The sequence below is a fragment of the Microcystis sp. M53602_WE12 genome, from assembly GCF_030065455.1.
Lineage (GTDB): Bacteria > Cyanobacteriota > Cyanobacteriia > Cyanobacteriales > Microcystaceae > Microcystis > Microcystis aeruginosa.
Genome location: NZ_JASJFB010000140.1, coordinates 1 through 1,674, shown reverse-complemented (window position 1 = coordinate 1,674; position 1,674 = coordinate 1). Strand labels below are relative to the sequence as shown.

1 protein-coding gene is annotated in these 1,674 nt (G+C 47.5%); it reads right to left on the bottom strand.

The genetic code is table 11. The annotated features are described in order from the left end of the window. Window positions 1-193: 193 nt before the first annotated feature. The gene (locus tag PX482_RS05510) at window positions 194-1,333 is read right to left on the bottom strand and encodes a SpoIID/LytB domain-containing protein (RefSeq protein ID WP_002762368.1); all 1,140 of its coding nucleotides are present in this window, start codon (window positions 1,331-1,333) and stop codon (window positions 194-196) included. Window positions 1,334-1,674: the final 341 nt, after the last annotated feature.

The following is a 1,674-nucleotide window of genomic DNA, read 5'->3' as shown; positions in this document are numbered from 1 at the left end:
CTGAATTTCCCCCTGATCACTCCCATATCTGGTACTTTTGGATTTCAAAAAAGGCTAAAAGTCTTATCCAGCAAGGTTTTTAGATTTATTCAGCAGACCCTACTTAGCTTAACCAATTAGGTTTTAGATTCAATCCTTGTTATCAGTTCACTCTTTACTGTTCACTGTTCACTGGAAATGGCTGACAGCCTTTTTAATTGGGCATTTCAGTTAAACGAGCATTTTGATAATAATGGCTGAGAATGCGATCATAAGTCACCCCTTGGTCAGCGAGGGAAAAAGCACCCCATTGACTTAAACCGATCCCATGACCGAAACCGCGACCATTGATGGCAAAAGTACCGTTATTAGCTGAAATCGTGAATAGGGTACTACGCAGCTCGAGTATTCGCCGTAATTGGGTATCAGAGATTAATTTAGAGCCTTGATCGCCCACTATACGCATTCTAATCACCCGTCCGTGGGGAGTGATCCTTTCGGGAGATAGCGATCGCACGCGACCGACACCACCGATTAAACGGCCTAATTCCCTGGCACTAAAGTTTTTTGACCATTGAAATACCGGGGCGACTTGATCGTAATCGACGACACCGCGCAGGTAGGGTAAGGGGGAATTCCAAACATCTTCGACATTTTCCGTATGACCCCCGGAGGAGGAGTGAAACACCGCTAGAATCGGTTTGCCGTTGAAACTCATAATTTGTCCGGCGGTGGCATTAACTGCCTCATGGGTGCTAGTAAACTCGCTTTCTAGACCCTTATAAACTTGGGTGCGGGTGGTAGTATCGAGATCGTAGATGCGATTACCAGAAGTATTCATTTGGTAGAGAGCATAGGTGCGCGCCGCCACAGATTGGGCTTTTAAGGCCTCTTGCGGCCAGGAGGGAATCGCCTCCGCACCGACGACACTATAGAGATATTCCTCTAAATCGACTAAATTTAGGGCTGTCACCCCAGAACCCTGCCGAATGATCCTTGTTCGTCCTCGATACCAGCGATCATTAATCCAGACGTAACCATCATTCTCCGGTTCGATGATCAATTGACTGGCCTGCCAATCGGCCAAACCCACCGCTTTTCCTCTGGGATTAGCATTGAGGGCATTCATGGCGGTCAATTCTCCTAGGACTCTGCCAGCCCCATCTTTCACCACAGCATCGGTGGAACTGCCCACGGAGACGGCGCTAACACCTTTACTGATGGCAATGCGTAACTCCACAGCAGCTTGGACTGGAGCGATAATCAAAGCCCAAAAAACTAGGACGAGCCAACTATGGGCAGGCAGGCGCTGCAGGTAACTGCCCAGCAGCCTTGCTGTGTGTTTATTGGTCATGGGGATCGGACTCCTCACACAATCGATCGATAATCAATTTTACCCGGACTGGGATTTTTTTGCTACTCCTGTTCGGAAAAATTTTTCCTCCGTCACTTTTTCCCGATTGTCTGACAATTTTTCTGTCCTCTGACCCCTGAATCGGCAAATTGCCTTATTTTGTCCGATTAATCGGGATTTATTCGGGTTAGTCGATTATTCTAATTAGGGGCTGCTGAAAAAGTTTTTCGTGGGGGCAGGGTGTGGGGTGTGGGGTGTGGGGTGTGGGGTTTTACCCATTTTCAGGTGGTCAATTACCTAATTTTCAGGGAAAAAATCCCTAAATTTTCCCCCCAATCACT

Excerpts from the sequence above, each read along its gene's own strand:
- PX482_RS05510 (WP_002762368.1), bottom strand. The coding sequence starts at position 1,333 with ATGACCAATAAACACACAGCAAGGCTGCTGGGCAGTTACCTGCAGCGC.